This window comes from Bacillus sp. FSL L8-0193, assembly GCF_037976065.1.
In the GTDB taxonomy this organism is placed as follows: Bacteria; Bacillota; Bacilli; order Bacillales; family Bacillaceae; genus Bacillus; species Bacillus paralicheniformis.
On sequence record NZ_CP150261.1, the window covers coordinates 240711 to 263382 of the forward strand.

Sequence of the window (22672 nt, forward strand, 5' to 3'; positions counted from 1 at the left end):
AGCCAATTTAAAGCAGAAGCAAAGTGAAGTTACCGAATGACTTTGCAGCTTTGTTGATTTTGCCATAGAGATACTAGTCGAATAGCCGATGCTGACGAGCATCGGCTTTTTTTCGCGATTAGACGTTTTGGAAGCACAACAGCACTTCCCCGCATCTTTGATTGTAAAAATAACCGCAAAATACTCAAAACCTTTTCATGGCCCCTCTTTTCATTCCCTCCTTGGACATGATTATGCACAGTTTTCAAAAAAAATTTAAAAAACGACCCTTATCATTTTTTCATAAAACGAACCAAATATTTTCATAAAAAGACAAATGATGAACCGGAAAATTGGAAATTTACGAACCCGATTATTAGCAAATATCTTTGATGAGATGTAAAGCATCTGAATTGCGAACCCGACTTGAAGAATGAAAAAAAGCTAAGAAGAGGCAAAGATAGGATTGGTAAAAAAACTATATATTGGATGCTCCTTGGCTTTGATTCGGTTTGCGAAATTTGAGTGTATCGTCACATTCAGTGTTTTCATTCTTCTTGGTACTATTGGTTTACAGAGAAGGAAGATTTTTAATTGGGAACGAGTATCGCGGAGGAAAGATACAGCTCTTTGTCAGCTCAAATGTTCATGCCTCGGATTAGTCATAAGATTTAGCTCGGATTCAAGACTCTCAAAATAATATAGTTTCATAAACTGTCATAAAAATAATCTTAAATCATCTTGATAATTTCCATTTATTAATAATAGACAAATAAAAAATATACAAATTTGTCGATTATTTGAATTTAAATATCAATATTTTGTTATATTGTGAAATATAAAACTATTTTGGTAAGTTTTTATTGAAAGGAGGGTCATATTGAGAACATATTTGAAAATATTAGGTTGAAATATGATATTTCAGCAACCGTTACAGCAAATATTGTCTGTGAAAAAATGACTATTGGAGTGAGGAATTGATGCAAAAGAATTTTCTGCCTAAAGCTTACAAATTGAAGCTCAGAAAATGTCTAATGTTTTTTGCAATCTTGTTATTAATCGCAAGCAATCTGTCGGCTGCTGTTTTGCCTAATCAGGTGCATGCGGAGGAAAGTACGGAAGCAACCCAAGCGGCAGAAAATCCTTGCCCAGCTCCGGTAGCGCTGATTAACGGCAGCTTTGAGCAAGGTGCTGCCAGAGGAACTGCATATAATAATTCAGGTTATTTTTTTTACGAATCTGAAGTTCCAGGCTGGAAGACAACTGACGAAGCCGTTGGTTATAAAGTGATTGAAATATGGAATTACGCAGAGAATCTCCCTTCAACGGTGAAAAATTGGCCTGCACCTCCTGATGGAAACCGGTGGGCTGAATTGAACGCTTTTGAAAACGGCATGCTGTATCAAGATGTGAAGACAACGCCTGGTCAAACCATCTACTGGCGCTTGTCCCATATGGGAAGGCAAGGCGTTGACACCATGCAGGTTCGCATTGGGGCAGCGACTAATAACCCGTACGATACCGTGGTCCAAAAACAACTGTCTGATGGGAGAGCAGCATGGGGGACTCATACTGGCTCTTATACCGTTCCAGCTGGACAGACGACAACACGATTCGGCTTTGAGGCAGTGAGTTCCGCCGGCGGAAGCTTAGGAGCCGGGAACTTTTTGGATGATATCTTCTTGGGCACAGAACCGTGTATAACTGCCAATAAAACGGTTTCTCCGCAGGGAGAGGTGCACGCCGGCGATGAGCTGACGTACTCGGTTCAAGTCAAAAATGAAGGCGGAGACATCGCTGCAAATGCAAACTTCACCGATCTTATCCCGGAGGGAACGGAATATGTCCCTGGATCGTTAAAATTGATCAAAGGTTCGACGACAAAAAATCTAACTGATGCATCAGACAGTGACGAAGGCCATTTTGACGGCAGCAAGGTAAACGTCAAGCTAGGTAATTTGCCAAATACGACCGACTTGCCTAATGGAGTCACTGTTCAATTTAAAGTGAAAACGCTAACGGACTACGACGTTACAAAAGTCAATAACAAGGCGCAAATTAACTACGACAATTTATTAACGAAAAAAGATGAACAAACGGAATCAAATGAAGTAACGACGCCGATCATCTTTAATGAACCCAAGCTTGAATCAAAGAAAACCTCATCCATACAACAAAAAGGGGACGGCAACACAGATGCCGACCATCCGGAAGTGGGAGATACGCTTCTGTACACGATTCAGACCCGAAATACCTCTGAAGACAGTATTGTAAAAAATCTCACCATTTCAGACGCGATTCCGGAAGGTTTGGAATATGTCCCGGATACTTTAAAAGTGGACGGTAAAGCGGTAAGCGATGCCCAAGACGGTGATCAAGGCCATTACGCCGAAGGCAAAGCGACAGGCCAGTTTGGCAATGTAACGGACACCGAATGGCACACCGTGACATTCCAGGCGAAGGTAAAGTCCGGCCAATCCGGCAAGGATATTGTCAACACGGCAAACGTAAACGGAGACAATATCAATGATCCGGATAAGCCGAACAACGAAGTGAAAGTGTATCCGCGTAATCCGGAGCTCGAATCGAAGAAAACCGCGTCCATTCAGGAAAAAGCTGAAGGAAATACAGACGCAGACCATCCTGAAGTCGGGGACACGCTTCTGTATACGATTCAGACCCGAAATATTTCTGAAGACAGTCTCATAAAAAATCTTACGATCTCAGACGCGATTCCGGAAGGACTTGAATATGTTCCGGGGACATTGAAAGTGGACGGTAAAGCGGTAACTGACGCACAGGGCGATGATCAGGGCGATTATACAGATGGCACAGTAAACGGCCAATTCGGCGATATCACCGATATGGAATGGCATCATGTGACATTTGAAGTGAAGGTGCAGCCTGGCCAAGCAGGGAAAGATATTGTCAACACGGCAACCGCCGGCGGCGATAATGTTGACAAGCCTAATAAGCCGAATCATGAAGTGAAAGTCTATCCGCGTGATCCAGTTTTAGAATCTGAGAAAACGGCAAAGAACCTCGATTCGGACAAGGATATATTTGAAGTGGGCGACACGGTCGTCTACACGATTAAGACACGCAATAAGATAACTGAAAGTACGATAGAAAATCTCGTCATTTCCGACGAACTTCCAGCCGGCCTGACATATGTCGAAGGCAGCATAAAAGCGAGCAACGGCGGCGAAGCGAAAATTGAAAATGGAAAGATCACGGCGAATTTCGGTGACGTCACCGACACAGAGTGGCGAACTGTGACGTTCCAGGCGAAAATCGAGTCCGGCTATATTGGTAAAACGATTAAAAACGTGGCAACCGTTGACGGCGGAAACATCGATGATCCTGATAAACCGGGAACGGACTTCAAAGTCGATCCAAAAGATCCTAAGCTTGAATCAAAGAAAACGGCAAACCTTCAAGAAAAAGCTGAAGGGAACACCGATGCGGATCACCCTGAAGTCGGAGACACGCTTCTTTACACGATCCAGACCCAAAACAAGATTGAAGACAGCCTTGTCAAAAACCTCACCATTTCCGACGCCATTCCGGAAGGCCTTGAATATGTTCCAGGCACATTGAAAGTGGACGGTACTGCGGTGACAGACGCTCAAGACGATGATCAAGGGCATTATGGAGACGGAAAAGTTTCAGGGGAATTTGGCGATGTCACGGACACGAAGTTTCATACCGTAACATTTGAAGTGAAAGTCAGGTCCGGCCAAGCGGGCAAAGATATTGTCAATACGGCGACGATCGGCGGAGACAATATTGATAAGCCTGACAAGCCAAGCCATGAAGTGAAAGTATATCCGCGTGATCCAGTTTTAAAATCTGAGAAAACAGCGAAAAACCTGGATTCAAATAAAGACAAGTATGAAGCGGGCGACACGGTTGTCTACACAATTAAAACCCGCAATACGGTAACAGAGAGCCTGGTAGAAAACTTGACGATTTCGGACGAACTTCCAGCCGGCCTGACATATGTCGAAGGCAGCATAAAAGCGAGCAACGGCGGCGAAGCGAAAATTGAAAATGGAAAGATCACGGCGAATTTCGGTGACGTCACCGACACAGAGTGGCGGACTGTGACGTTCCAGGCGAAAATCGAGTCCGGCTATATAGGCAAAACGATTAAAAACGTGGCAACCGTTGACGGCGGAAACATCGATGATCCTGACAAGCCGGGAACAGACATCAAAGTTGATCCGAAAAAGCCAAAGCTTGACTCAAAGAAAACGGGAAGCCTTCAAGAAAAAGCTGAAGGGAACACCGATGCAGATCACCCTGAAGTCGGAGACACGCTTCTTTACACGATCGAGACGCGAAACACAATTGAAGACAGCCTGGTGAAAAACCTTACGATTACGGATGCGCTACCAGAAGGCCTTGAATATATCCCAGGTACATTGAAAGTAGACGGCACTGCAGTAAGCGACGACCAAGACGATGATCAAGGCCATTATGAAGACGGAACGGTTGCGGGCCAATTTGGCGATGTCGCCGACACGAAATGGCATACCGTGACCTTCGAAGTGAAAGTCAAAGCAGGTCAAACAGGCAAAGACATTGTCAATACAGCGACGATCGGCGGCGGCAATGTTGACAAACCTGACAAGCCGAGCCATGAAGTGAAAGTGTATCCGCGTGATCCAATTTTAGAATCTGAGAAAACAGCGAAAAACCTAGATTCTGATAAGGAAAAGTATGAAGCGGGCGACACGGTGGTCTACACGATTAAAACCCGCAATACGGTAACAGACAGCAAAGTTGAAAACCTGGTCATCTCAGACAAGCTTCCAGCCGGCTTGTCATATGTAAAAGGCAGCCTAAAAGTGAGCCATGGCGGTAAAGGTACATTTGCAGACGGCAAGGTTACAGCGAACTTTGGAGATGTAAGCGATACGGAATGGAGAACGGTGACATTCCAAGCGAAAATCGAGTCCGGCTATGCGGGCAAAACGATTAAAAACGTTGCATCTGTGGACGGGGGAAATATCGATACACCGGATAAACCGGGAACAGACATTACGGTTGAACCGAAGGATCCCGAGCCTAATAACCAAGGAGAGCCTGAAAAACCAGAAAAGCCAAGTCCATCTGAACCGAAAGATAAAGCTAAGAAGACAGGCGGAGTACATGAGCTTCCGGATACTGCTACAAATACATTTAATCTGATTCTTGTCGGCTTAGGATTGCTGTTGGTTGGATCGGCCATTTGGTACTTGAGAAGAAAGAGAAGTGTCTAATCTCTGTCGTGAAAAAGAATCTTCCTATCCTCATCATTGCAGCCGGACTCGTCCTTATTGGCTATGGTGTCTGGAAGGTGATGGATACCAGCAAAAAGACGGAGCAAACATTAGAAGCAGCTAAACTCGCAATCGAGCATCCTCAAAAAGCAGATCGAGACCGGTTCAAACCCAAGTTCGGCGAAGCAGCCGGTATTCTGGAGATTCCAAAAATCCACGCAGAGCTTCCGATTGTGGAGGGAACGGATGCCGATGATTTGGAAAAAGGAGTCGGGCACTATAAAGGCAGCTACTATCCAAATGATAATGGACAAATTGTTTTGTCGGGCCATCGGGATACAGTCTTTCGGCGAACGGGTGAACTAAAAAGAGGGGATCAATTGAAGATTTTGCTGCCTTATGGAAGCTTTTCATATGAAATTGAAAAGACAAAAATCGTTGATAAAAATGATACATCCATTATTACGCTGCAGCATGACAAAGAGGAGCTCATTCTTACGACTTGCTATCCCTTTACGTATATCGGCAATGCCCCGAAACGGTACATCATTTATGGAAAAAGAGTTTGATCATAAGTCGCAGGAATCCCTGCGACTTATTTAAATCGAAAAATTCGATTTACATACCGTTCTTTCGATGAGGTTTTTGATGGGTTACAGCGAAACATGTACAACCTGTTGGCTGTAGATGAAGAATTATGATTTGATGTAGTTATGCTCGTTTTCGCTGCTGGTATTAATCAGCCTTTCAGGTTAGAGGTGAAAGATATGGAACAATTAAAAAGCAGAATAAAAAAAGCAATGATAAAGAAAGGCCTTATAAAACCCTGCACAAATTGCAATCATGATGAAGCGATCATAATAGACCCATATGTAAGGCTGGATCTGCAAGATTATTCTTCTGTTTTGAATGTTAGGCCTGAAGCGATTCCTTCCGTCGCTGTCGTATGTGCAGGCTGCGGAAAAATTGATTTATATGCAGCTAAGGTGTTAATGCCTTCGGAATTTATCTGAAAAATCATTCTGCCTGAGTTTTATACAGGAAAATTCAAAAAAGATAGGGAGGATGTTTTTTGGAAAAAGCAGCATTTATTAGGAAAATGGATGACCTGGGGAGAATTGTCTTACCTAAAAGGATAAGAAAAGTATTGAAAATAAACGAACAAGATTCAATAGAGATATTTGTTGAAGATGAAAAAGTCATATTGCGCAAATATTTAGAAGGCAAAGCGTGTTTTGTTACCGGCACGGTGTCGGATAATAATAAAATTTTATCAGGCGGGATTGTGTTAAGCCCTGAAGGAGCGAGAATTCTACTGCAAGATCTATTGTCTCTCCGATTACAAAAAGAAATCTAAAGTAACCCATTATCAAGCTTGCAAATCAATGGCGGAAAAGGCGGTGCGGGAAATGTCAGATTATCCGTTAAAGCATGACCATGTAGGGAGTGTTGTTTGCAAACTGGAAAAAACGGATTTTCAGTCCCTGCTGCTGAAATTCAAATCATGGATGTTCCAGGAGAAAATGCATCCTTTTCTTTTCAAATTGAAAGAAATGAGAGATTTTGGCCTGACCTTCCGTTCGATTTTTCAAAATGATTGTCCGCAGGTGTCTGTGAGTTCGGACAAAATGTACGGCTCCAAAATAGAAGCTTTACAGGCGGCCACAGATGCTGTCGAACATATTCTTAGAAAGCATAAAGCACAAGATAAATTGGAGTTTGGAAATACCGGAAAATCATTAATTATAGAAGCTCGCCCTTAATTTCTAAGGGCGATTCTTTGTTTTGTAGAAAATGCATCCACTTAGAAAAGACATTTAATGAAACCGCGGCAGGCCATCCTTAATTAGAATTCCTTCTCATCAAAAAATGTTTGAGGGCCGTTGCCGAAACTGGCAACAGCTCCGCTTCAGCTCTTTTGCAATTTAAAAACGATAAAATCAGGACATCTGAAATCTTCTGCAAATGACGAATTTTCTTCAGCATCTCTTCTGCTGGCTTTGGTTCTATTAAGCCTTACAGCATGAAGCCTGGTTTCATCAAAGTGTTGATATCGCTCGTCATGCTTATTTTAATATTCAAGTCTTCACAGCGCCCATCCTGATACTCAATCGGCAAATCATTTGGCGTGCCTTTCTATTCCCGGTAACTCATCGACAGCTGTTACAGAAGCTCCAGACTTGGTCAACGGAATCCCGTTCTTGCCTTAAATGTATGGAATATGACGAGATGGGAATTTTTGATTTTTAATAGAGGGGAATTTTGGTATAACAAAGGGAGAATAGGCTCCTCTATAAAAATAGAAATAAAGACTTCATTAGAGGAATTTAACACCAAATAGTAATGAAAAGGGTTCATTTTTGTAGTTTTCTTTTGAAATCCAATGGAAGCTATTTAATTTTTATGTTAATTTATGCTTTGGACATTGGGAAGGAGCTTCTTTATGAAAAAATTGGTAACATTTTTAGCAGCTTTCACTCTATTATTTATTTTATCTATGAATTCAGTTTCTGAGGCTAATGCTGAAGAATCTAAAAGTTTAGGAACAATTAAAAAAATGAATGACAGTGAACTTGAATTAACATTTTATCATTCTGAAGTTGTTATGAATTCAAATGGTGATGTAACCGTGATTGATAGTATCACTGGCAAAAAAGAGACATTGCCAAGTCGTACTGTCGACAAAAATGATAATCCGGTAGATTTAGAATATGAAAAAAACGATAATGGACTATTAGTAAAGGTGATAAAAAGAAATAGCAGCAATATGTTCAGAACACAATCAGTTGCAAAATGTGTACTTGGAACATCTGGAGGAGCTGTTACAGGCGCAGGTACAGGGGGATTAGCAGGAGCAGCTGTTGGTACTGTAACGATACCGATTGTTGGAACGGTTAGTGCAGGCCTTGTAGGAACTATTGTTGGTGGCGTCGGTGGAGGATTGACTGGTGCTGCAGCATCTTGCTTTGATTAACTGTTTAAAAAAATAACGAGGGAAAGAGAAATCCCTCGTTATTTTAATCTGATATATATAAAGGTGATTCCATATGAATAAGTTAATATTACCTTCTATAATCGTAATTTTTATATTGTGGATTTTGTTGCAAATATCATTAAATATGAATATTTTTAAAAATCCATTGAATTATTGCATCGTAATCGTTATATTTTTCTTGTTTTTGAAGTTTGCAAAAGAAAAATAAATAAATACTTTTTCCTTATAATCGTTCTTGTTTCAAATTCTTGCTTTTAACGTTTTTTTAATTTAAAAACGATAAAATCAGGACATCTGAAATCTTCTGCAAATGACGGATATTTTTTCAGTATTTCTTCTGATGGCTTTGGTTCTACTATGCTTTCGAGCATGAAGCCCGTTTTCCTCAAAGTGTTAATATAGCTCGTCAAGGTTCTATGGAAGAACAGCATATTCTCCCGATCGCCAAGCTTTTGTTCGTATGGACCTTCATAAAAATACCGGTCTACATTCCAATGCAGTTTTTTTCCGTCTTTTGTTTTTTCCCAGCCGCTTTCCGGCGTAATGAAGCAGGGATGCAAAATTGAAAAAATAAAAAATCCGCGGTCTGTCAGCAGCCGATGCATTTCCTGAAACGCTTTTTCATAATCCGCAAGGTCTTGCATGACCATATTCGATATAATTAAATCAAAGCTTTTGTCTTCTAACATATTCAGGTCTTCACAGTTCCCGTGCTGATACTCAATCGGCAAATCATCCGGCGTCCTTTTCTTGGCAATGTCGATCATTCTCGGCGAGTAATCGACAGCCGTTACATTGGCTCCGGCCTTGGCCAGCAGCCTGCTGAAATACCCTTCACCGCACCCGGCATCGAGCACACGTTGATTCTTTACCGTTTCAATGAGAGAAAAAATAGCAGGATTTAAAAACACTTCTTTGTGGATGTCTCCAAGTTCGGTATGATTGGCGGCATACGCATCGGCAAATCGATTCCATCTTTGAATGGCTTCTTCTGTGCCAATTTTCTTTGTCATATTTCTCCTCCTTTTCAAAGTCTGTTTATTCATTTAACACGATATCCCCTGATCATAAAACTGATCAATTTTTTCAAAGACCCTTTGAATAAGGGTATTAGAGATAAAAGGATTTAACAAAACGGCACGGAGCCAGCGGTTTCCCCTATATGCAGGCAATGAAAAGAAGACGTTTTCTTCATTCAACAAAAACTGCTGCAATTCGAGATTCCAGTTATCCCATTGAGCTTCATCAAGGTGATGCGGGATGCCTCTAAAGCAGACAACGTTTGTATCCGGCTCGCTGGACAGTTCGAGATAATGGCGCTGTTTCACCTGCTTGGTAAACTCGTCTTTTAATGCGAGGCTTTCATGCAACAGCTCCCTGTAGCCTTTTAATCCAATGTGCTGAAGCGATAAATATAACTTTAGGATATCCGCATGCCGCGTGCCCTGAACACTGATTTCGCCCAAGTTAGCAAAGGCTGTTTCATTCATATAAGGGGCGGGAATGCGAAAACCGGTTTCCAAAACGCCGTGATTTTTGAATAAAACCATTGCACAAGTCTTCGCAATGTACATCCATTTTTGCGGATTGAATGTGATGGAATCTGCCATTTCGATTCCGTTCAGCTTATCGCGGTAAGTTTCTGAAAAAATGAGTGCTCCTCCGTATGCCGCGTCGACATGCAGCCATAATCCGTTTTCCTTTGCGATGTCAGCGATCGATCGAATGGGGTCGATGCTTCCTGTGACTGTCGTTCCGGCCGTGGCTGCAATTGCAAAAGGAATCTTGCCTTCATTTTTTGCCTGCTTGATTTTCTTTCTTAAATCGTCAAGATCCATTTTCGAATCGCTGCTGCTTTTCACCGGGATTACGCTGGAGGTACCCAGTCCCAACAGCATCGCTGCTTTATGCAGGGAAGTATGGCTGACGTCTGAAGCAAAGATGACCGGCTGTCCGGAAAGACCGAATAACCCCGATTCCTTTACCTTCAATTGATCGTTTCGTGCTGCTGCGAGCGCTTGAAGATTCGCGAGGCTTCCGCCGCTTGTCATCACCCCCCCTGAGTTGTCGTCATATCCAAACATACGGGCAATGGTGCCCAAAAGCTGTACTTCCATCTTCGAAAAGACAGGCGACATTTCAAGGCTCAGCATATTGTTATTGATTGAAGTGCTGACGAATTCGCCCAGACAAGACATTAGAGTCGGTATGGAATCCATATGCCCCATATAATTCGGGCCTAGAGGATTCATGGAGTTTTTTACAATCGCCTGCAACTTTTTTAAGAGCTCTTCTAATTCGATTCCGGTCTCGGGTATATCGCCGTAATGTGATGATTCCGGAGAAGGCAAAGTGCGGTGATTCCCAGCGTTGCTTGCATGCTCAATGACAAATTTGACGATTTGATCAACAAGAATCGATATTTCCTTAATATTCTCACCGTTCGGATCGATAAAAGTGTTACTGGGCAAAAAGGATAGTTTCATAGTTCACACGCTGCTTTCTTTCACATTTTTTCTCAATTATAGCATTTTGATTTTGGCGTAGCATGGTTGATTGCTGAGTATAGAAGGTTCGAAGGAAAAATTAATGTGGTGACAGAAGCTGCTATGACGCCGGTCACAAGACATTTGAGCATGTCTATCGACAGAAGCCCGACACCACGCCGCGTTCTCTTTGGTTCATGTGAGCATCGCTAAACAATAGGTAGCTTATCGTCGATCATAAAAGTAAGGATATTGATGCAAAAGGATAGATGAATGGAGTTTTTTGAAAATGGAATTTAACGAGCTTATCGAAACGCGTCACTCTGCAAATAATTTTCTGGAAGATGTTCAAATTACGGTGAAAGATTTGGAGCCTATCTTTGAGGATATCAAGCTAGCGCCTTCAGCGTTCAATTTGCAGCACGCAGAGTATAAAGTGGTATTGGAGAAGGATTTAAAAGAAAAAATCAGGGAAGCTGCGAGCGGCCAATATAAAGTGCATTCAGCCTCCGCCGTGATTTTAGTGACGGGAGACCGCTACGCCTACCGGCAAACGGAAAAAATCAACGAAGGCATGAGGGATTTAGGAATTATTAAGGACTTTGAGCTGCAGGAAATGGTTGAAAACAATACCCAATTTTACGAGACGCGCGGGGAGCCATTCATGAAGGAAGAAGCGATTCGCAATGCTTCTCTTTCTGCGATGATGTTTATGCTTGCCGCCAAAAACCGGGGGTGGGACACATGCCCAATGATCGGATTTGACAGCGATCAGGTCCGCGAGTTGCTAGAGATCCCGGATACACATGAAATCGTCCTCATGATTACGATCGGCAAAGAAAAAGAAAGCAGCCGACGCTTGAGAGGATATCGCAAGCCGGTTAATGAATTTGTTTCTTTCTATTAAAAAAAGGAGAGGGCGCCTTAAGACAGGCAGCCCTCTTTATCATTTTTCCCCGCGGTGAGACAGTACTTCGACTAAGTGGTCAAGATCAAGCTTAAGGTGGCGAATCATCGCTTTTGATGCCTGCTCGTCGTCTCTTTGTTTCATATGGCGGAAAATTTCCCGATGCTGCTCCAAAATGGCTTCAGCCCGTTTTTCTCCTTCAAAATTCAAAATGCGGAAATAATAAATTAATCCTTCCAAATCGTTGAGTTGCTTCCGCAATAGACTGTTTCGTGTATATTGGATAATTAAGTCGTGAAATGTATCATTTAATTGGATAATTGTGTTTTGATCCTTGGATTGAAGGATGGCTTCCTCCGTTTTTTGCAAAACGTCTTCAATCGTTTTCAGTTCCTCTGCCGTTGCAATTCTTGCCGTCAATCCCGCAGCGAATGATTCAAGCGCCGTTCTGCAAAAATAGATTTCTTCAACGTCCTTGATTGTCGGCTGATAGACCTTCACTCTTGAGTCGATGACGATGAGCCCCTCTTTTTCCAGAACTCTGATCGCTTCTCTCAAAGGGCTTTTGCTGACGCCGAGCTCCTTAGCTAACTTCGCTTCGGCGATTCGTTCACCGGGCTTTAATTTCCCTTCAAATATCATTCGCTTAATCGCATGGTAGGATTGTTCATAAAACGGTTTTGGTTTTTCAATCACGCTTCTCATCCTCGTATTCGTTTTCATTTCGTATTTTACCACAGGTTCCTTCGTGATCTCCCGCTATAGCCATTCCAAGTTAATTAAAATAAGAGAATGAACCCTGAAACGGCGGGAGTTAAAAATAAACCCGATTTCAAGACGACTTTCGGCAGGACATTGGTGAATTTAGCTCCGACATATGCGCCGCACATCGTACCGATCAAGATTTTGACCAACAGAACATAATCGACGAAGCCTTCTGAAATATAGCCCGCCCCACCGCCTAACGAGAGCGGAATAATGACGAGCATCGTCGTTCCTACGGAATGGCGAATAGACAGGTTCAGCATCATCATCAACCCGATTTGAATAAAAGGCGCAGAGCCGATTCCGAACGTTCCGGACAGGATGCCGGCTACGATTCCCAATAAACTGGCCTTGATCCAAAAGGCAAGGTTCGTTTCCTGGTCAGCTTCTTTTTCTTGCAAAAAGAATAATCTGATTAAAATCAGAATGGCCGATAAGAATAACATTCCTGCGGTCATATAGTGCAATGAACTTGAAGGTATCAGAGAAGTCAGTTTAGCTCCTGCAAAGGATCCTATTGCAGCAAAACAGCCGACGGTTAAGCCGATTTTCAGCTTGATAATTCCTTCGCGAAAGTGGCTGTACGTTCCTGATAAGCTCGTAAAAGCCATACCGGCCAGAGATGTTCCCAATGCTGTATGAATCGGAATGTGAAACATCATCGTTAACAGTGCGATGACGAATCCGGCTCCGCCGGCCCCGACAAAGCCAAGTACAAGACCTAATAAAAACATAACCAACACAATCAACATGTTGCTTCTTCCCCTTTATGAATAACTGATTTCGCATCATCTTAAGGTCGACGGTATCTGGTCGACCAAAATCAATGATAACATCTTACTCTATTATTCCCATATTGACAAGAGAGCCAGGAGGGCGTATATCGTCTACTTTTATTTTTTTAGCCAAGTGAAGGACATTCCTGTTGACAATCAGTCTATTTGTAATTATGATAGTTACATCAAGTGTAACGTTTTTTGTTACAGTTCGACATTAAAACATCAGGAGGAATTTGAGTATGAAAATGTTAGTAACAGGAGCAACTGGAAAATTAGGATCGAAAGTTGTGAAAAAACTGCTGGAAACTGTACCGGCGGATCAGCTGGCGGTCAGCGTGCGCAATCCGGAAAAAGCGGAAGCGCTGCAGGCGCGAGGAGTCGATGTGCGTCAAGGGGATTTTGACCGCCCGGAAACATTGGCATCCGCATTTCAAGGCGTTGACCGTCTGCTGATCATCTCTGCCGATGGAGACAATGAGACGAGAATCCGTCAGCACGGCAATGCGGTAGCCGCCGCAGAACGCGCGGGAGTTCGGTTTATCGCTTATACGAGTATTGCGAATGCCCGCGAAAGCAAAAACTTCCTTGCGCCTACTCACAAAGCAACTGAAGAAGCGATTTTGAAAACGGGGATTCCATACTCCTTCTTGCGCAATAACTGGTACTTGGAAAATGAAATGTCGAGTATTCAAGGTGTTTTGGCGGGAGCCCCTTGGGTGACGTCAGCAGAGAACGGCAAGGTGGGCTGGGCGCTGCAGCAGGATTACGCGGATGCAGCGGCGGCGGTTCTGTCCGGCGAAGGCCATGAAAACACCGTCTACGAACTTTCAGGCAAGCTATTAACTCAGGAAGAAATCGCTTCTGCCCTTGCAGAAGTATTGGGCAAAGAAGTATCCGTTCAGCATGTTGACGATGCTGCCTATCGCGATATCATGAAAAATGCGGGTGTACCGGATTTTCTGATTCCAATGGTTGTCGAAATCCAAAAAGGCATTCGTGAAGGCACACTTGAAGTCGAAAGCGATGATTTTGAAAAAGTGCTCGGCCGTCCGCTCACTCCAATTAAAGAAGGATTGGCTCAAATTGTTGCAAAAATCTCAGAAGCGAAATAATTAACGGCATTCGAAAGAGTGATGAACAAGATTACAGTGTTCATCACTCTTTCTTTAAAGATAGATAACTAAAAAACTCACCACAATCACCGCGCATACCTTATAGCCCAAATTCTTTTTATTAAATAAGTAAAAATCGACTGGATTCCAGAGCTAATGATGAAGGCGTAAAAAAAGTGTTCAAATGTAAAGTGAAATCCGCGAAATATAAATTGCATGAAAAGGGCGATACCGGTCAGGTAAAACCAGCCGTGATCATCTAACATTTTTTTAAATTCGGATTTAGCTTCATCAGTGGAAGATATAGAAACAGATTCAGTTGACAGCTCTCTTTTTAAAGATAAAAAGCCGGCTGCGAGAACCGAGACCCCTAAAATAAATAGAATAATTGCTTCGAACATCGAGTACCTCCGTTTCGACTAACAATAAAAATCCGTTGGGGACGACCATTTTGAATCTTTACAAATATGCACCTTGACCGTTATTTGATCTTTTTTTGCTGTATTAAACTTACGGCCACAAGCATGGCGGTGCCGAGTAAGGCAACCGGAAGAAACCATCCGCCAAATCCGCTTCCCCAATCTAAAGCGATTGACACAGATTCCATTAATATGAGAGAAAAAATGATGAGGCATGCATTTTTTAAGCGGTTGATCAACTTTCGGCTGAGCAGGTAGAAATGTTCAGCGTTTGTTTCATTCAGGCGCTTTGGATGGTTGTGAATCTCAGGATGCTTTTCTAAGAATTGCATGAACAAAAGGATAAGTAATCCGATCCCCGGCAATATCAAAAGCTCCCATTTTGATCCCCAGCGATCGACTTCACCGAGTGCGTTGTAATGTGCAGGCACTTTTTCGGGGAGTGCTCCCCAGACAGCGGCCAAAAAGATAATTGATCCCAGGTAAAAGAAATAGCCAAATGCGTTCCAAACCCGTTCCCCTTTTGTCTTTTTAATTTTAATGTGAGTACCGTTAGCTCTGTTTGGCATATGTGATCTCTCCTTTAGTTTTAAATACGGTTTAACCCATGAAAAAGTTCGGGATTTTTGCCTGTTGGAATAGGGTATATTTGCGATCAGTACAGGCAATGTTAAGGGAATGTAAATCATCAGCCGGCAATGTTAAGTTATTGTAAATTTTCGATTTGAATCGTTTACATAGGCTTTAATCTCCATCATAATCATAGTGTTTGGTTTGTAGATTTATGTCGAATTAGGGGGGCAACGACTTTGGAAATAGATGTGCAGAAATTGCTTTTTGAATTCATTGGAGGTCTCGGGATTTTTCTTCTCGGTATTAAGTTTATGGGAGAAGGACTCCAAAAATCAGCCGGAGATAAGCTGAGAGACATTTTAGATCGTTTTACAAGCAACCCTCTGATGGGTGTTTTGGCAGGTATGATTGTCACGGTTTTAATTCAAAGCAGTTCCGGCACCACCGTTATTACTGTCGGTCTTGTCAGCGCCGGCTTTATGACCCTCCGCCAGGCGATCGGCGTCATTATGGGTGCGAACATCGGAACGACGGCCACAGCCTTTATTATCGGCTTTGACGTTGGGGCATATGCGCTTCCGATCATCGCCATTGGTTCATTTTTGCTGTTTTTCTTTAAAAACAAAAAGCTCCAGAACATCGGACAAATTCTGTTTGGATTTGGTGCACTTTTCTATGGCTTGGAGTTAATGAGCAGCGGGATGAAGCCGCTTCGGACGGTTGAAGCTTTTCATGATTTAACAGTCAGCATGAGTGCGAATCCAGTTCTCGGTGTGATTGTCGGCACCCTTTTCACCGTTCTCGTCCAAAGCTCAAGTGCAACGATCGGGATCCTGCAAGGGCTGTTTGCCGATTCATTAATAGATCTCAACGGCGCTCTGCCTGTATTATTTGGAGACAATATCGGTACGACGATTACCGCCGTACTGGCATCTCTTGGCGCCTCCGTTGCAGCCAAACGGGCCGCGGCCGTTCACGTATTATTCAACCTGATTGGGACAGTTATCTTCCTGATCTTGCTGAAGCCGTTCACAGCTTTGATTTTAACGCTTCAATCCTCTTTAGGGCTGGACCCTAAGATGGTGATTGCGTTTGCCCACGGGATCTTTAATACGTCGAATACGCTGATTCAGCTTCCGTTTGTCGGCATATTGGCTTTGATCGTTACGAAGCTGATTCCGGGCAAAGATTCGGTTGTGGACTATAAAGCAACACATCTGGATCCGCTGTTCATTCAGCAGTCTCCTTCAATTGCGCTGGGTCAGGTAAAAGAAGAAGTATTGCGCATGGGTGAATTTGCGGTAAAGGGACTTGAGGAAACAAAAGAGTTTTTTAATACAAAACAGGCAAAACATGCGCAAAGCGCTTTTCAAATAGAAGATGCGATCAACAATTTGGACAGAAAGATTACTGATTATTTGATCGAACTGTCAGCGACCACTCTTTCTGAACAAGAATCTGAAGAACATCATATGTTAATGGACACAGTCAGAGACATTGAAAGAATCGGCGATCACTTTGAAAACTTGGTTGAGCTTGGCGAGTACCAGCAATCCAACAGGGTGAAAATTTCCGAAGCGGCAATGGCGGACTTAACAGAAATGCTTGATCTGACCATTTCCACTGTTAAGGAGTCTATCACAGCTCTTGGAGAAAATAACGAAGATGCCGCAAGACGTGTAGTCGAAAAAGAAAATCAAATCGATAAAATGGAACGCAAGCTTCGCAAAAAGCACATTCTTCGCTTAAACGACGGATTATGCAGCGGACAAGCAGGCGTGATCTTCGTCGATATCACCAGCAATCTGGAAAGGATCGGCGACCATGCCGTCAATATTGCAGAAGCTGTTTTAGGCGAAGAAAAGCATTAAAAACCGGGAGTCATTCCCGGTTTTTTATTTTGTAGGCCTTTTTTATCACTGTGTGACATATTTACTAAATTATGTGTGGGAAGGAAGAACATTCTTCTTCTGTTGACCTAAATAAAGTATAATAGTTTTATTCTTTAGGAGGTATTAAGATGCAGAAACACAGAAGAAGAAACACAACGGCCTTTACGGTTATGTCATATTTCACATTTTTTGCGGGGGTCTTTTTGTTCGGTATCGGCCTTTACAATGCGGACAATCTGCAGCTCAATGAAAAAGGCTATTACATAGCTGTGATGATTTTAGTGGCGGTCGGCGCGATTTTGACGCAGAAAGTGACGAGAGACAACGCTGAGGATAATGAAATCATCGCGGAGCAGGAGAGAAGACAGAATTTGTCGAGTGGTGAGTAAACATGAAAAAAGCATCTTTAGGGATGCTTTTTTAATTTGAAATATTTTTATGTTTGTTTTCCAAAACGAAGTCAATCATTCCAATAATTTTTGTATGGTTCGCTTTTTTTCTAAAGTGTAAAAAGTTTTGGTCTTTGTTTCTTTGCGATTTAGTGATTGTGCCGAACACCCAGATGGAGCTGGCTAAAAGTAATATTGTTAATATCAAAGGAAAAAAATTATGCTCAATGTCATATGAAATGGAAACGACTTGACCAGAAAATATAGCAGTTATAATGCTGGCGGTGAAGGAGCTGTAAAGCGAAGCTTTGATCACGTGGCTAATTTTTAGCGTAGGACCCGAAAAATAAACTTTCAGCCGGTTTAGCGTGGATAAATCTTGTTTTTCGAGGTATGCCATCAGCTCTTCATCGTTTTCAGCTTTTGATAACAATAGAGTTTTAGCTGTTTGTTTTGTTTCTTCAAATAATTGTTTGTCTGTTTGCATGTCTCCTATCCTCCAAATCATTAAAAAGATATGATGATAATTACCAATTATCATCATATCATATTATTAAAAAAATTAATTCCATGTTATTCAAAAGTGCTATTTTGAAAATTTTTAAAAAGCTAATTTCCTTAATAGAGATAGAAGAAATTCTCCTATCGCAGCAGCAGCTCCCTCGGGAGCTGCATATACTATTCCAATTGCTAGTACACCAATACCGACAACTAACAAAGCTGTTTGGCCAATCGGCTCCCAATATCTAGAAAGTCCGCTTTCTGGAGAGGTGACGGGTACTCCTTTATAATTTTTTAATTTAAAAGTAATTGTTGCTGAAAGCTCAGTTTTTGTATCGCCAACTACAGGAATTTCGTTGCTGAAAATCGTTAATGAAAGATCCAATGATTCAATAGAAGGTGAAACGTTTACCATGATAAATCCGTTACGCACCGACAAGCCGATATTTTTTAAAAGCTCATCATATGAATGAATTTGTGAAGAACTCAATGATGTTTTGGAGTCTCCCAGGATTTCTGTAATCGTCGCTCCAACCTTACCGTTTTTAACTTGTATAGTCCCTGGTGATGTATCACTTGGGTTTTTAAATATGAGTGAAGTAGACAACGTAATATCCAAGTTTAATGACTCGTAAACTGTCTCAGTTTTATCAAAAACAAACATTGTTGTAAATAATTTTGGAATATTGCTCAATGCCGGGATATTCGCTAAAATATTTCTCAACGTTCTTACTCGTGCGTCATAGACCGGATCTGACGATGGGGTGACACTAGCTGCTCCTTTGTCCCTGCCAGAATAAGCGTCTTTATCAATGCCGATGGCGCCGCTGCCTGTGCCGATTGAATATTCATAGAATTGGTCAAAGGCCCAGTTTTGCGGCATCGTGTAGCCGAGGTTGCCGCTGAAGCCGGTCGACATGTCGGCGACGAAGCTGTATTCCGTTAATCCGGCGTCTGCTGTTCTGATACAAATGTTTCTTGGGCCATATACACCGATCTTATATTTAGGGGTATTCGGAATGCTTTGCATTTTATCAAACGCTGCTCTGATTTCGTTAAAATACGGGATGATTTTATTTGTTACTTCATAATCATACGCGTCGAAATCAACGGCAAAATAAATGGTTGTGCCGGATGGGAAGCCTAATCCTTGCGCTGCGTTGACAGCGGCATACGCATCTGTTGTTCCTTGATTTTCTACAAAATACGAGGATTCATAGCCCCCGTCTTGGTAAATCGGAAACACTCTCAAACCTTCATTAAAAATGATTGAAAGCTCGGCAGGAGTCATCGCTTTTGATTTAAGCCCACTGCTTGTCCGCACATTGCCAGTCAAATATCTGCCGACCACTTTATATCCGTTGGTCCGTAAAGTTTTCGCAGTGTCCGCCGTTAAGATTGTGGCAGTATCGCATGCCGCAGCAGCACGTGAAGTATCGCCGGAGCTTGCCAATAAGGCTTTAATCGTTGCCATATTGGCAATTCCTGTTACCGGCAAACACATGAAACTTTGGAAACGTGAGACGGCAGATTTTACTTCAGCATCGTAGATGCCGTCAAATTCACCAGAAGGATAGCCATTGCAATATAGTGCGTACTGAAGAATCAGCACGAGCTTGGTTCGGGAGTCTCCGGGTGAGAGTGTCGGGCATTTGCTTGTTGTACCTGGTCCAAAAAAGCCGTTAGCCACACTTGTACTCATACCTTCTTCTTTTTGCAAGGCATAAATGAGCGCCTTATTTGTCTCTCGGGAATAAACGCCGTCACAAGGCATTAGTCCGAAATAATTGTTGTAATCCCGATTTAGATTTTGCTGAATTTGACGGATTTTCGTATCGCCGTTTGAAACCAATGTAAAAGCGCTCATGTTGAGCAATGCTTTCATGATCTGTGCTGTGACAACACCATCTTGTTTGGCCAGGCCCGCAGCTTTTTGAAATTTTTTCACGGCTTCCTCTGTACCTTCAAAGAATTGACCTGTTAATCCGCCGGGATTAAACCCGCTTCCTTTCACCCAAAAAGCGCCTTGTAGAATGTAATTGAGGTTTGTCGGTTTTTCATTTTTGGCCTGCCGTTTGAGCGGAATAAACTTACTCTCTGTTGCCGGTCCGAAATTATCAGCGGGCTCCGCGATTCCGAGCTCGATCTGCAATGCTCTCGTTAAACCGTAAATCGTCTTCCAATTCGGTATTCCGTTCTCCTCCACCTTGTTGTAACCGTGTTTCCCGCTGTAGGTTTTGTTTAGCCATTCCTGCGTTTTCAACACCATTTCATCCATTTATGATCCCTCTTTCTTTCATTGTGCTTTCACTATTAGGTGGCAAACGTATGACATAAAAAAATACGGAAATTGACTCCTTCATTAAATGAAGCGAAATCAATTTCCGTATTTTGTTTATCTCAACAGCCCTAAGCTTCCTGTCAGCCGCGCGACTTTTTTCTTATCGCCGCAAACGCCGATTCCAAAATAGCTGTAATCGGAAGCTGCGGTGCTTTGAAATGTCTCAATATATGCTTCATATGTATGAATGCCTTGCGCGACATCGGTGAAATCGACCGTCAGAATATCGTTGAATTCGTCGGTCAACAGCTTTTGTCTTAATTGATGAAGCAGCTCGGCGTTGCCTTTTAAAATGGGGATTGGAAGTTTGACGATACCCAAATGGTCGATTCCCGAGCCGTCCGTTACATTTTCTCCGAGCAGGCCGGGGTTGTTTTTGCCGAGTGCAGCCCCCAGGATTGCAGCTGTATTGGCAATTAGCCCGAGCGGCAGGCTTTCATCGATGATCAGTGCGCATTTTGTCTCTTCTATCAAATTTGTTCCTCCTTCAGCTGCGGTTTTGGTTTTGTTTCAGAAATATAAAGACCGGCCAATGTGAGCGCTCCTCCGCAAAAAGCAACCCATGTCAGTTTTTCTTGCAGAATGACGACGGATGCGGCAATGGTGATGACGGGTACCATATAGATATAAGCGCTCGTTTTTACCGCCCCAAGCACACCGACCGACCAGTTCCATGTCACAAAGCAAAGCGCAGATGCGCCCGCACCTAAGAACAGGATATTCAGCCAATTGGCGGGGGAGGCGAAAGGGCTTGCGTCGAAGCGGAAATCAAACAGGAACAGAGCGGGAATTATGAATAGCAAGCCGTACAGAAAGATCCGCTGTGTGCATTGGATTGTATGATAACCGAAAGTGCTGATTTTTTTCATCAAAATCGCATATGCTGCCCAGACGAATGCAGAGGCAGCAGCAAGAATGTCGCCGAGTGGATTCAGCTTGAGCATCATTTGTCCGTTAAAGAAAATGAGCGCAAGTCCTGTAAAAGCAGCGGCGAATCCAATGAAGAAACGGGGCTCCAGCTTTTCGCCCGAAAGGAAAAAATGCGCCAATACCGCGGTGATCATCGGAATAACTGCGACGATCATGCCGGCGTTTGAGGCGTAGGTAAGGGTAAGCGCGATGTTTTCCAACAGAAAATAAAGCGTCACCCCGCATAAGCCTGCTCCCGCAAACAGCGCTTCCTGCCTCCAGCTCCGGAATGTCGGCACATGCGGATGCACCATAATCAGCACGATCAATCCGATGAGAAACCGGTAAAACAATATATCTACGGGCGCAAAATCCTCGAGCAGCACCTTTGTCGAGACAAAAGTGGTACCCCAGATGATGATCGTGATAACAGCTGCGAGGTGTCCGGCGGTTTCGCGTCTTATCTTCATCCTTTGATCTCCTGCCTGTCATATTCAAAGATTTTCATATATTGTTTCGGCGTCAGCCCGACCTGCCGCTTGAAAAATTTCGTCATATGGCTCTGATCGCTGAAGCCTGTTTGGAAAGCGGCATCGATTGGTTTTACGCCTTCTTCCAACAGCTTTTTCGCATGATTGATACGGACGGTTTCCAAGTAGCTGTAGGGGGAAATTCCTTTCTGCTTCGTAAACGACCGCAGGAGGTGATACTTGCTCCAGCCTGCCAGCTTGCTTAAATGTTCAAGCGTAATGTTTTCCTGGTAATGGGATTCCAAATAACCGCACACCGCTTTGACTTCGTCGGACGGTTCAGGCGTATTTTCGAGAAACGCAACATCAGAATACGTCCGAATCAACTCTTCGAGAAGATTGAGAAAAAGTTCCTCTTTTTTCAAAGCTTTTTCTTTCTGCAATATTTGAATGTGAAGCTCCTTCAAGCTGGCGTTCAGCTCATGACGGAACAAGACATTTTCCGTGAAATATGGGAGGCTGTCGGTTCCGGTGATCTCCTTCACAAATTTTCTCATAACGTCAGGCATCACATTTATGCAGCGATAATCGAGCGCCTTTCCGTCAATCTGCTCGCAACTGTGCGTGTCATAAGGATTGAAAAGCACGAGGTCGCCCTGATTAATGATGTATTCTTCTCCTTTGCAAAGCAAATAGCGCTGCCCCTTCTCAATAAAACCAATCACAAAGTACTCGTGAAAGTGATTCGGAAACTTCTGCATAATGCCTTTAAAGCGGTAGGCTTCAACATTTAGATCAGGGTCGAGGAAAAGCGTGCGGGTTTCATTTCGCATGTCGGGCCTCCTTGGTGTGATGATGTTTAAGTTTATCATGTTTTTGAGAAATTTC

The 22672-nt window shown here is 42.9% G+C and carries 22 protein-coding genes; 11 read left to right on the top strand and 11 right to left on the bottom strand.

What is annotated here, in order from left to right:
* Positions 1–959: 959 nt before the first annotated feature.
* The 7 genes from MHH76_RS01365 to MHH76_RS01395 all read left to right on the top strand — a co-directional run bounded on the left by MHH76_RS01365 (position 960) and on the right by MHH76_RS01395 (position 8449).
* Entirely contained in the window at positions 960–5246 is a 4287-nt protein-coding gene (locus MHH76_RS01365) for an isopeptide-forming domain-containing fimbrial protein (protein ID WP_052500247.1), read from the top strand.
* Positions 5247–5254: 8 nt separating this feature from the next.
* The gene (locus MHH76_RS01370) at positions 5255–5815 is read left to right on the top strand and encodes a class D sortase (protein WP_035337424.1); all 561 of its coding nucleotides are present in this window, start codon (positions 5255–5257) and stop codon (positions 5813–5815) included.
* A 198-nt stretch (positions 5816–6013) separates the two neighbouring features.
* Entirely contained in the window at positions 6014–6259 is a 246-nt protein-coding gene (locus MHH76_RS01375) for a hypothetical protein (RefSeq protein ID WP_035337421.1), read from the top strand.
* Between the two features lie 59 nt (positions 6260–6318).
* Complete coding sequence (locus MHH76_RS01380) at positions 6319–6603, top strand: AbrB/MazE/SpoVT family DNA-binding domain-containing protein (protein WP_268342021.1); 285 nt, start codon at positions 6319–6321, stop codon at positions 6601–6603.
* A gap of 52 nt (positions 6604–6655) precedes the next feature.
* A complete protein-coding gene (locus MHH76_RS01385) occupies positions 6656–7009 on the top strand; it encodes a hypothetical protein (protein WP_043054025.1) in 354 nt (117 codons plus the stop codon).
* Positions 7010–7689: 680 nt separating this feature from the next.
* Complete coding sequence (locus MHH76_RS01390; protein WP_043054026.1) at positions 7690–8220, top strand: hypothetical protein; 531 nt, start codon at positions 7690–7692, stop codon at positions 8218–8220.
* A gap of 73 nt (positions 8221–8293) precedes the next feature.
* Complete coding sequence (locus MHH76_RS01395; protein ID WP_026580436.1) at positions 8294–8449, top strand: hypothetical protein; 156 nt, start codon at positions 8294–8296, stop codon at positions 8447–8449.
* Between the two features lie 46 nt (positions 8450–8495).
* Here MHH76_RS01395 and MHH76_RS01400 read toward each other — a convergent pair whose 3' ends face one another.
* Both MHH76_RS01400 and MHH76_RS01405 read right to left on the bottom strand, forming a co-directional pair.
* Positions 8496–9254, bottom strand: coding sequence for a class I SAM-dependent methyltransferase (locus tag MHH76_RS01400; RefSeq protein ID WP_039073128.1), 759 nt, complete (start codon positions 9252–9254; stop codon positions 8496–8498).
* 33 nt (positions 9255–9287) lie between these two features.
* Positions 9288–10727 carry an aminotransferase class I/II-fold pyridoxal phosphate-dependent enzyme gene (locus MHH76_RS01405; RefSeq protein WP_039073129.1) on the bottom strand — a complete coding sequence of 480 codons (1440 nt, stop codon included), beginning with the start codon at positions 10725–10727 and terminating at the stop codon, positions 9288–9290.
* 289 nt (positions 10728–11016) lie between these two features.
* Between MHH76_RS01405 and MHH76_RS01410 the strand changes: the two genes are divergently transcribed.
* Positions 11017–11634: a nitroreductase family protein gene (locus MHH76_RS01410; RefSeq protein ID WP_020449953.1), complete on the top strand. Its 618-nt coding sequence runs from the start codon at positions 11017–11019 to the stop codon at positions 11632–11634.
* Between the two features lie 39 nt (positions 11635–11673).
* On the opposite strand, the gene MHH76_RS01415 is transcribed toward MHH76_RS01410, so the two are convergent.
* Both MHH76_RS01415 and MHH76_RS01420 read right to left on the bottom strand, forming a co-directional pair.
* Positions 11674–12339 (bottom strand): GntR family transcriptional regulator, encoded by a 666-nt coding sequence (locus tag MHH76_RS01415; RefSeq protein ID WP_039073258.1) that lies wholly within the window; start codon positions 12337–12339, stop codon positions 11674–11676.
* Positions 12340–12413: 74 nt separating this feature from the next.
* Positions 12414–13151, bottom strand: coding sequence for a sulfite exporter TauE/SafE family protein (locus MHH76_RS01420; RefSeq protein ID WP_039073130.1), 738 nt, complete (start codon positions 13149–13151; stop codon positions 12414–12416).
* Between the two features lie 266 nt (positions 13152–13417).
* On the opposite strand from MHH76_RS01420, the gene MHH76_RS01425 reads away from it, so the two are divergent.
* Entirely contained in the window at positions 13418–14290 is an 873-nt protein-coding gene (locus MHH76_RS01425; protein ID WP_039073131.1) for an SDR family oxidoreductase, read from the top strand.
* An 86-nt stretch (positions 14291–14376) separates the two neighbouring features.
* On the opposite strand, the gene MHH76_RS01430 is transcribed toward MHH76_RS01425, so the two are convergent.
* Together MHH76_RS01430 and MHH76_RS01435 are read right to left on the bottom strand one after the other, a co-directional pair.
* Positions 14377–14691: a hypothetical protein gene (locus tag MHH76_RS01430; protein WP_230631814.1), complete on the bottom strand. Its 315-nt coding sequence runs from the start codon at positions 14689–14691 to the stop codon at positions 14377–14379.
* A gap of 80 nt (positions 14692–14771) precedes the next feature.
* Positions 14772–15278 carry a DUF1648 domain-containing protein gene (locus tag MHH76_RS01435; protein WP_039073132.1) on the bottom strand — a complete coding sequence of 169 codons (507 nt, stop codon included), beginning with the start codon at positions 15276–15278 and terminating at the stop codon, positions 14772–14774.
* 240 nt (positions 15279–15518) lie between these two features.
* Between MHH76_RS01435 and MHH76_RS01440 the strand changes: the two genes are divergently transcribed.
* Both MHH76_RS01440 and MHH76_RS01445 read left to right on the top strand, forming a co-directional pair.
* Positions 15519–17153 (top strand): Na/Pi cotransporter family protein, encoded by a 1635-nt coding sequence (locus MHH76_RS01440; RefSeq protein WP_023857728.1) that lies wholly within the window; start codon positions 15519–15521, stop codon positions 17151–17153.
* Positions 17154–17302: 149 nt separating this feature from the next.
* Positions 17303–17563 carry a YiaA/YiaB family inner membrane protein gene (locus tag MHH76_RS01445; RefSeq protein WP_020449960.1) on the top strand — a complete coding sequence of 87 codons (261 nt, stop codon included), beginning with the start codon at positions 17303–17305 and terminating at the stop codon, positions 17561–17563.
* A 31-nt stretch (positions 17564–17594) separates the two neighbouring features.
* Here MHH76_RS01445 and MHH76_RS01450 read toward each other — a convergent pair whose 3' ends face one another.
* The 5 genes from MHH76_RS01450 to MHH76_RS01470 form a co-directional block, all read right to left on the bottom strand.
* Positions 17595–18050 (bottom strand): hypothetical protein, encoded by a 456-nt coding sequence (locus MHH76_RS01450; RefSeq protein WP_039073133.1) that lies wholly within the window; start codon positions 18048–18050, stop codon positions 17595–17597.
* A gap of 114 nt (positions 18051–18164) precedes the next feature.
* A complete protein-coding gene (locus tag MHH76_RS01455) occupies positions 18165–20342 on the bottom strand; it encodes a glycoside hydrolase domain-containing protein (protein WP_039073134.1) in 2178 nt (725 codons plus the stop codon).
* Positions 20343–20459: 117 nt separating this feature from the next.
* The gene (locus tag MHH76_RS01460; protein WP_035337395.1) at positions 20460–20879 is read right to left on the bottom strand and encodes a DUF2000 domain-containing protein; all 420 of its coding nucleotides are present in this window, start codon (positions 20877–20879) and stop codon (positions 20460–20462) included.
* Positions 20876–21784: a DMT family transporter gene (locus tag MHH76_RS01465; protein WP_043054027.1), complete on the bottom strand. Its 909-nt coding sequence runs from the start codon at positions 21782–21784 to the stop codon at positions 20876–20878. The genes MHH76_RS01460 and MHH76_RS01465 overlap by 4 nt, the downstream gene beginning before the upstream one ends.
* On the bottom strand, positions 21781–22617 hold the full coding sequence (locus MHH76_RS01470) for an AraC family transcriptional regulator (RefSeq protein WP_025810854.1): 837 nt from the start codon (positions 22615–22617) through the stop codon (positions 21781–21783). Before MHH76_RS01470 ends, MHH76_RS01465 begins: the two co-directional genes overlap by 4 nt.
* Positions 22618–22672 lie beyond the last annotated feature (55 nt).

Excerpts from the sequence above, each read along its gene's own strand:
- MHH76_RS01450 (WP_039073133.1), bottom strand. The coding sequence starts at position 18,050 with ATGCAAACAGACAAACAATTATTTGAAGAAACAAAACAAACAGCTAAA.
- MHH76_RS01455 (WP_039073134.1), bottom strand. The coding sequence starts at position 20,342 with ATGGATGAAATGGTGTTGAAAACGCAGGAATGGCTAAACAAAACCTAC.
- MHH76_RS01390 (WP_043054026.1), top strand. The coding sequence starts at position 7,690 with ATGAAAAAATTGGTAACATTTTTAGCAGCTTTCACTCTATTATTTATT.
- MHH76_RS01470 (WP_025810854.1), bottom strand. The coding sequence starts at position 22,617 with ATGCGAAATGAAACCCGCACGCTTTTCCTCGACCCTGATCTAAATGTT.
- MHH76_RS01375 (WP_035337421.1), top strand. The coding sequence starts at position 6,014 with ATGGAACAATTAAAAAGCAGAATAAAAAAAGCAATGATAAAGAAAGGC.
- MHH76_RS01395 (WP_026580436.1), top strand. The coding sequence starts at position 8,294 with ATGAATAAGTTAATATTACCTTCTATAATCGTAATTTTTATATTGTGG.
- MHH76_RS01430 (WP_230631814.1), bottom strand. The coding sequence starts at position 14,691 with ATGTTCGAAGCAATTATTCTATTTATTTTAGGGGTCTCGGTTCTCGCA.
- MHH76_RS01410 (WP_020449953.1), top strand. The coding sequence starts at position 11,017 with ATGGAATTTAACGAGCTTATCGAAACGCGTCACTCTGCAAATAATTTT.
- MHH76_RS01405 (WP_039073129.1), bottom strand. The coding sequence starts at position 10,727 with ATGAAACTATCCTTTTTGCCCAGTAACACTTTTATCGATCCGAACGGT.
- MHH76_RS01445 (WP_020449960.1), top strand. The coding sequence starts at position 17,303 with ATGCAGAAACACAGAAGAAGAAACACAACGGCCTTTACGGTTATGTCA.
- MHH76_RS01465 (WP_043054027.1), bottom strand. The coding sequence starts at position 21,784 with ATGAAGATAAGACGCGAAACCGCCGGACACCTCGCAGCTGTTATCACG.
- MHH76_RS01400 (WP_039073128.1), bottom strand. The coding sequence starts at position 9,254 with ATGACAAAGAAAATTGGCACAGAAGAAGCCATTCAAAGATGGAATCGA.
- MHH76_RS01425 (WP_039073131.1), top strand. The coding sequence starts at position 13,418 with ATGAAAATGTTAGTAACAGGAGCAACTGGAAAATTAGGATCGAAAGTT.
- MHH76_RS01365 (WP_052500247.1), top strand. The coding sequence starts at position 960 with ATGCAAAAGAATTTTCTGCCTAAAGCTTACAAATTGAAGCTCAGAAAA.
- MHH76_RS01415 (WP_039073258.1), bottom strand. The coding sequence starts at position 12,339 with ATGAGAAGCGTGATTGAAAAACCAAAACCGTTTTATGAACAATCCTAC.
- MHH76_RS01385 (WP_043054025.1), top strand. The coding sequence starts at position 6,656 with ATGTCAGATTATCCGTTAAAGCATGACCATGTAGGGAGTGTTGTTTGC.
- MHH76_RS01435 (WP_039073132.1), bottom strand. The coding sequence starts at position 15,278 with ATGCCAAACAGAGCTAACGGTACTCACATTAAAATTAAAAAGACAAAA.
- MHH76_RS01420 (WP_039073130.1), bottom strand. The coding sequence starts at position 13,151 with ATGTTGATTGTGTTGGTTATGTTTTTATTAGGTCTTGTACTTGGCTTT.